General features: G+C 41.5%; 7 protein-coding genes. 2 read left to right on the top strand and 5 right to left on the bottom strand.

The features are described from left to right. Positions 1–25 precede the first annotated feature (25 nt). The gene (locus AACX33_RS22570) at positions 26–439 is read right to left on the bottom strand and encodes a secondary thiamine-phosphate synthase enzyme YjbQ (RefSeq protein ID WP_194001898.1); all 414 of its coding nucleotides are present in this window, start codon (positions 437–439) and stop codon (positions 26–28) included. Between the two features lie 200 nt (positions 440–639). Between AACX33_RS22570 and psb35 the strand changes: the two genes are divergently transcribed. After that, positions 640–867: a photosystem II assembly protein Psb35 gene (psb35, locus tag AACX33_RS22565; protein ID WP_194001899.1), complete on the top strand. Its 228-nt coding sequence runs from the start codon at positions 640–642 to the stop codon at positions 865–867. Positions 868–1,000: 133 nt separating this feature from the next. Here psb35 and AACX33_RS22560 read toward each other — a convergent pair whose 3' ends face one another. Next, a complete protein-coding gene (locus AACX33_RS22560; RefSeq protein ID WP_194001901.1) occupies positions 1,001–1,423 on the bottom strand; it encodes a tellurite resistance TerB family protein in 423 nt (140 codons plus the stop codon). A 58-nt stretch (positions 1,424–1,481) separates the two neighbouring features. After that, the gene (locus tag AACX33_RS22555; RefSeq protein ID WP_194001903.1) at positions 1,482–2,831 is read right to left on the bottom strand and encodes a 16S rRNA (cytosine(967)-C(5))-methyltransferase; all 1,350 of its coding nucleotides are present in this window, start codon (positions 2,829–2,831) and stop codon (positions 1,482–1,484) included. Positions 2,832–3,013: 182 nt separating this feature from the next. On the opposite strand from AACX33_RS22555, the gene AACX33_RS22550 reads away from it, so the two are divergent. Beyond that, positions 3,014–3,505 carry a hypothetical protein gene (locus AACX33_RS22550; protein WP_194001905.1) on the top strand — a complete coding sequence of 164 codons (492 nt, stop codon included), beginning with the start codon at positions 3,014–3,016 and terminating at the stop codon, positions 3,503–3,505. 177 nt (positions 3,506–3,682) lie between these two features. Here the strand turns inward: AACX33_RS22550 and AACX33_RS22545 are convergent, their stop codons facing one another. Together AACX33_RS22545 and AACX33_RS22540 are read right to left on the bottom strand one after the other, a co-directional pair. Continuing rightward, positions 3,683–5,098 carry a glycoside hydrolase 100 family protein gene (locus AACX33_RS22545; RefSeq protein WP_194001907.1) on the bottom strand — a complete coding sequence of 472 codons (1,416 nt, stop codon included), beginning with the start codon at positions 5,096–5,098 and terminating at the stop codon, positions 3,683–3,685. A 364-nt stretch (positions 5,099–5,462) separates the two neighbouring features. Then, the gene (locus AACX33_RS22540; RefSeq protein WP_194001909.1) at positions 5,463–6,911 is read right to left on the bottom strand and encodes a glycoside hydrolase 100 family protein; all 1,449 of its coding nucleotides are present in this window, start codon (positions 6,909–6,911) and stop codon (positions 5,463–5,465) included. Positions 6,912–7,349: the final 438 nt, after the last annotated feature.

The raw sequence follows: 7,349 nt of genomic DNA, 5'->3' as shown, positions 1-7,349 counted from the left end.
CCCCTGCCTCTTCTCCCCCCACTCCCTAATCAGAAATGTGGATAACTAATTCTCTTGTATGACTACGCTGACGGTGTTCCCAAATATAAATGCCTTGCCAAGTTCCCAGGACTAAATGACCGCGATTTATGGGAATTTGTTCAGAAGTATGGGTAAGTGCTGTCCGGATATGTGCCGGCATATCGTCTGCGCCTTCAGCATCGTGAATGTATTTGCCGCCTTCTGGCACGAGTTTTGCCATAAAGTTGGCTAAATCCACCAGTACATCCGGGTCGGCATTTTCTTGGATCACTAAACTGGCGGAAGTATGGCGTAAAAATAAGGTACAAAGACCTGTTTCCACCCCAGACTCTGCGACAGTGGCGGCAATTTTGGCAGTGATATTCTGAAAATTTTTGCCCGTAGTCGAAATTTTTAGGAGTTTTTGGTAGTGAGCCATCTTGACGGTAATTGACTATTGACTCTATTTTATGGTTGATTTACAGCTTTGGTGGCGATCGCCTTTATCAAAGAAAGTCGAGTTCCTCACGGCAATATCTACTACATCTCATCAATTTATTCAAACTTGGGGTGGATGTAAGTGATACGCTCTTTTTATAGTGTCTTAAGTAATGTTGCTCACACTAGGATAATATACTCATGAATTTATTGATGCAAACAGCTGCTGAAGCAGCTGCACAAGGTTCACATTTTCCTTTAGCTTTTACCTTGGTGTATGTAGTTGGTTTTATTGCTGCTGTCACCATTGGTTCTATCGCTTGGTACAACTCCAAACGACCTGCTGGTTGGGAAAGCAAAGAGCGTCCTGATTTTGTACCTAAAGTTGAAAAAGAAGAAACTCCGGGGGTGGGTGAACCGAAGTCTTAAATCAGTGAACAGTGAACAGTGAACAGTTATCACGCTAATTTAGTTAAGAATTTCGACCCAATTATTTCTTCTAACTGATAACTTGGATGACTAGACGCGATTTATCGCGTCTGTTCAACTGAAAACTCTGGGGTTAGTTCTGCACATCAACCCAGCGACGATAAAGCTTTTGAATTTGCTTAAGCAAGGCTGTATAAGCTGGTTGAGTAGATTCATTCAGCTTTGTTAACTCCTGTAGTTTGGTCAGCAGTCGTGCTTCTTCTACAGCCACTTCGCCATCACTGTAAATTAATCCACTGATAGCCTCAATGAGATTTTCGCAATCTTCGAGGCTAGGGCGATCGCCTAAATATTCTTCTACCCAGGCATAACATTCTTTTGGTTTCACAGGAACCAATTCGTATAGCCAAGGCTTAATCTCTGGATCAGTCGCCAAACCTTTTGCTTGAGCTATCTCCCGCAAATATTGCCGTTCTTCAGGCTGGATTTTACCATCAATCCAAGCCGCACCAATCAAAATTTTAACTAAGTTTTTCACATGGGAATCAGTAACCATTGCTGCCTCCTCCGGTAGATTCGGGGCTTCAACAAAATAGTACAATCACAAACAGTATTCATTCGGAATCGTTGGCTTTTCTTAAGCGCACCATAAAAAAGCCATCCATGTTCTGTCGATGAGGCCAGACTTTAAGCCAGCCTTGGGGTGTGGAATCGGCGGAATCCGGGGAATCAACGCCTGGAGGCTGAATTTGCCAATGGGGATGCTGATTTAAAAATGTAGAAATCACACCTTCATTTTCGGCTGGATGTAGAGTACAAGTGGCATAAACAAGTACACCGCCGGGTTTGACAAACTGCGATGTCTGTGATATGAGTTCTGTTTGCAACATCGAAAGTTCCTGGACAGATTCTGGTGTTTGTCGCCAACGTGCATCGGCGTGACGGTGTAGGGTTCCCAAGCCAGAGCATGGGGCATCGAGTAAGAGGCGATCGCCTTTATTGTAAAATTGCGGTAAATTGCGGCTATCACCTGTACAAATTTGAATAGATTGTAAATGCAGGCGTTGAGCATTTTCTTTCAGTTTACGCAACCGGGAAGCAGTGCGATCGCAAGCCCAAATTTCTCCCTCATCCCCCATTAACTCAGCAATATGAGTAGTTTTTCCCCCAGGGGCGGCACAAGCATCAATCACCACATCACCGGGTTGGGGATTGAGTAAATAACCCACCAGTTGAGCGCTAGCATCTTGTACAGACCACCAACCCTCACTAAAACCAGGCAGATTTTGGATCGCTCCACTACTACCAATTAATCTTAAAGCTTGGGGTGAATGGGTAACTCGCCGCGTTAAAATTCCCGCCGACTCCAAAGCCGCCTCAACTTCCTCAATAGAACTGCGAAGAGGATTAATCCGCAAATCAATTGTCGGTGTTTGGTTCATCCAATCACAGAGATTTTCTGTTTCCACCAAATCCAGTTGGTCTAACCAAACCTGAATAATCCAATCGGGAAAGCTGTGTAAAATTCCCAAACGTTCCACAGGATTTTCAGGCAACTTTAGAGGCTCTGGTAATTTCTCCGCTAACCGGATGTATTGCCGCAATAGACCATTGACAAAACCCGTCAGACCAGAAAAGCCATTTTCCTTAGCTAGTTCCACAGTGGTGTTCACAGCCGCCGAAGCGGGGATACGCTCTTGATAACGCAGTTGGTATAGACCCAGATGTAAGATGCTGCGGAGGTCTTTGGGTTGTTGGTGAGATTTCTTAGTAGCGAGTTGGTCAATCAGCGCATCGAGGGTGCGTTGTCTTCTGACACTGCCATAGACTAATTCTGTCAGCAAACGGCGATCGTGATTCGGCAAGCTAACTTTTTGCAGCCCTCTATTTAAGGCCACATCAGCGTAAGCTCCTTTGTGAACATCTCGCAAGGCATTAAAAGCTATTTGACGGGGGTTGGTCATGAAATATAGTAGATGATTTGAACCGCATTGGCGCTAGCCTCTCCCAAAGGGAGAGGGACGCAGAGGTGAGAAAAAAGTTTTTTATTTATGGCTGCATAAATAATTAGAGGTAGACGTATTGAGTTAGTGAAGGGTGATAAAAAACTTCTTTTATCCACATCAACTAAAAGGAACAAAATACCATGAAACTTTCGATAAAATCCATTGCTCTTGCTACTATGATGACAGTATCTACAGTATCTGTCTCCACTGGGTTAGCACTTTCAGGTAAAATTTCCGCCGCTTCTGCACAGACAAACTACGCCCAAATCAATCGACAACTTCAATTCCAGCCTCAGATATGTGCTAAACCATCAATTATCGCTAACTGGAAAGGCATAATAGTAGCAGCTGGTGATGATGCAGCAACTTATTTAGAAATCAGTATTCCTTCGGGAAAAGCACCTCAACAGGGAAATTGGAAATTTCTCGGCGAATCCGAACCCTTGGATCAGGGAAAAGCAATTGCTTCTGTTCAAGGTAATACTGTAACTCTCGAATTATGGAGCAACAATTCTGGAAGCCCGAAAAAAATATCCACATTACAAGGAAACTTCCAAGACTGTGGTAGCAAGATAACCGGCAAATTACTGAATACAAAAACAAATTTTGTGTTTAATATAGCTAAATTTTAATATATTCACGAATGCGATTGCCGGAGGCGGGGCTTTGCCCATCGCCCACTCAGTCAATTCATCTTGTGAAGTTGCAATTTTAGATTTTAAATGTGAGATTGGGGATTTAAATCAAAATTTCCTCATCTAAAAGCCCAAATCAGAAATTTTCTTTGTTGGTTATTCCTGGGATTAAAATTACAACTCACAAGACTGTGAAGCATTCTCTAAATCAAACTGTGCAAAACTGATTAATGCTAAATGCGCCGGGTTTCGCATCAATTCTTTAGCCAATAGAAAGCCGGAAATTGTCCAAGTTTGATATCTTCTCGCTTCCTTACCAATTAATAGCCCCCGCGTACCATCGTAATATTCGGGCCAATTATCTTTACTCAGACGTGTTTCGGCTATTTCCAAAGCGCGTTTAGCAATATCCATTCTACCTGTTTTTTGCGCCGCAGCAACTAAAGACCACAATAACACCGGCCAACTACCACCATTATGGTATGACCAAGGGATATTTCTGGGGTCACATCCGGTAAAAATTCTGTATTCATCCTTTTCTACAGATGGGAAACAGATTTTCATCGGCATATCTCCCACCAAATCATCCCACTGTTCCTCAATCAGATTCATAATGGCTTGGGATTGCTGTTCACTCGCCAGAGAGGAAATAATCGCCATCATATTTCCCAGTGCAAAAAAACGAGTATCTAATTGCGACGGACCAACATTACCTGCTAGATAACCACCGTGTTTAGGCAACCACATAGCTAAATTAGCATAGGGAATGGAATCAGGATATATATTAAATTGATTAACTGCTGACTCTCCGTATTCTTCACCCTTAAAGCGATAAATCACATTCAATCGCTTCATATCAATCCAATAGTGATGACGAATATGATCTCTTAATAGAGGTAAGCGGTTATCAATCCCGATGACAATTTCTTCATCACCTGCACAAATCAGCAACTTCCGCGCTGCCCGCAACGCTGCATAAAATAGTGCTTGAATTTCCAAAGGATATCCATAGATACCCATCCGCCGATAAATCATGCAAGCCCCATCTGGAACTAACAGCGTGGGATACATATCAAATCTTGTCGCCAAGCAGAGTTCCATGATTAACATGATTCCTTGCTGAAATTCCGGTTGCAAGGCGAAACTTATATCTTTTGTAGCTTTGACATAAGCGTGTAGGATAATAATCCACCACAGACAAGAATCAACAGGTGTAACTCTAGCGATCGCTTGTTCACCAAAATCCGCTTCTAAAGATTCGTCACCATCCTTTGATACAACTTTGAAGCTACCTGGTATCAAACCTTGTCCAGGTATATAAGCATCAAATTTGTTGTTTTTAGGCTGTAACTTTAAAGTTTCTTCTAGAAAATTCCTAACAATATCATATTTACCTTTGATCAGAAAAAGTAAAGCTGACGATGCAAAATCCCTGATAAAACAATGGTCATGGTTTAACGCGCTTTGCGAAAAATCATAGGTAGCACTTGTCCCCACAGGACGACCTTGGTAGTAAATAATCGACTTTTCTAAGATTTCCCAAGCCTGTTTCTCTAAATCATCAACTATTACTACTTCCTCTCTTTCCATTCTGAGAAACACTCCATTTTGATGAGATTTTGGCAAGAGAAAAACCAGAGTTAAACTCTTCCTTTGCAATAGTTTTTAGTTTGGTGATGGATATATAATTACTTAGTTTTTTCCACGGTATAACTAGGGCGATATTCCACCGTCCATACTCTCAGGATAACCCAAGTTTCTCATTTACCTTATTGTCACATATGCTCTCTTTTCAAAGTGATCACTCAGAGCAATTTAGAAAATAGCAAAAGCCCCATAGAAATACAAAGGGGCTTTACAATTAATGTTTATATTGGACGATTTGCACACTTTATCTGAAGTATTACTGCACTGAATTTCACCATAACAGTGATGATTGACCTCATCATATCTACTATCGAGGTAAGTAAGGTTCTACACTGCCAATTTCAAACTCACAGGCGCGGGAAACTGCTTCAGGCGGTAATTCATCAAAACTCACTAACGGTAAATAATTGGGATTATCCATGAGTTCTTTTGCCAACAAGAAACCAGCAATTGTCCAAGTTTGATATTTCCTGGCTTGTTTGCCAATTAGTCGCCCTTTCTTACCGTCATAATATTCTGGCCATTCATCTTCACTCAACCGAGCTTTGGCAATTTCAATAGTCCTTCTGGCTAAACCAGTTCTGTTAGTTTTTACAGCTGCGGCGGCAAACATCCACATTAATACCGGCCAACTTCCAGCATTATGATATGACCAAGGAATATTTTTAGGGTCACATCCTGTAACAATTCTGTATTCTTCGCTTTCTAAAGCTGGAAAACAGATTTTCATCGGCATATCTCCCACCAAATCGTCCCATCGTTCCTCAATCAAATTCATAATTGCTTGTGACTGGTCTTCGGTGGCTAAATCGGAAATAATCGCCATCAAGTTACCCAGTGCAAAGAAACGCGTGTCTAACTGCGATGGACCAACATTACCAGCTAAATAACCACCTTTTCTCGGTAGCCATTTGTCTAATTCGTAATAGGGAAGAGAGTCTACATAGATATTAAATAGATTCACTGCGCCTTTGCCATATTCTTCACTCCGGAAGCGATAAATTGCATTGAGGCGATTAATATCAATCCAATAATGCTGGCGAATGTGAGAGCATAAAAGCGGTAAGCGGTTATCAATTGCGGCGACTATATCCTGATTACCCTTACAAACCAGCATCTCCCGCGCCCCACGCAAAGCCGCATAGAATAAAACCTGAAGTTCTAGAGGATGACCATAAATACCCATACGACGGTCAATCATACAAGCGCCATCGGGAACCAACAGCGTCGGGTACATATCAAAGCGATTAGCCAAGCAGATTTCGATAATTAACCGGATACCGTTTTGGAAATCAGGTTGATAGGCGATGGAATAATCCTTTGTGGCGACTACATAAGCGCGCAACAAAATAATCCACCATAGACAAGAATCCACTGGGGTGACTCTGGCGATCGCGTGTTCCCCAAAATCTGCTTCTAAATGTTCCTCTCCATTTTCTACTACAACTTTAAAGCTAGCTGGAATTAACCCGCGCCCAGGCTTATAAGCATCTAATTCTCTTTCTTTAGGCTGTAACTTTAATGTTTCTTCCAGAAAATTCCGAACAATATCTGTTCTACCTTTGATCAGAAAAATTAACGCTGAAGAGACAAAATCCCGGACAAAACACTGGTCATAATTAAGTGCTTCTACAGATGGATCATAGGCCGCTAAAGTCCCAATGGGGCGACCTTGATAATAGAGAATTGACTTCTCTAGCGCTCGCCATGCTTGTTCTTCTATATTCTCATCTGTTAGTAGTTCATTTATTGGCATCGCGAGGTAACTCCATTGAGGGGGTGATTTTTTTGTAGATGCGCCTTCATTGATGATTTATGCTATTTTTAGCATAACAAAAACTATGTTTTGAATAGCAAATTGCTTTGAAAAAATAACTTATAAATAATAACTTAAGCTACTGATTTATCCGCAACTTAATCGACAATTAGTTGGTTTTGAATTATTTTTTCGGTGAATCGTAGCTAAGTATTTTCGCCTCTAGCAACGTCATGATTCCTCAAAACAGCCACACCATATATATTTGCAGGTTATTCTTTGTCCTGTCTGTACATCCGTAACCTGACTTGACTAAACAAGAATATATCTCCGGTAATACTCAAGGTGTGTGCCGTTTTAACTATGTCTGGTAGATTTACTTAATCAGAATTTAGTTTTGAGGCGGTAAATTAGATTATTCCCCTATATTTTCATAAT

Origin of the sequence: Nodularia sp. LEGE 04288 (assembly GCF_963896525.1) — a bacterium.
Lineage (GTDB): Bacteria > Cyanobacteriota > Cyanobacteriia > Cyanobacteriales > Nostocaceae > Nodularia.
Note: the sequence above shows the minus strand (reverse complement) of the source record. Positions and strands in the feature narration are given on the sequence as shown.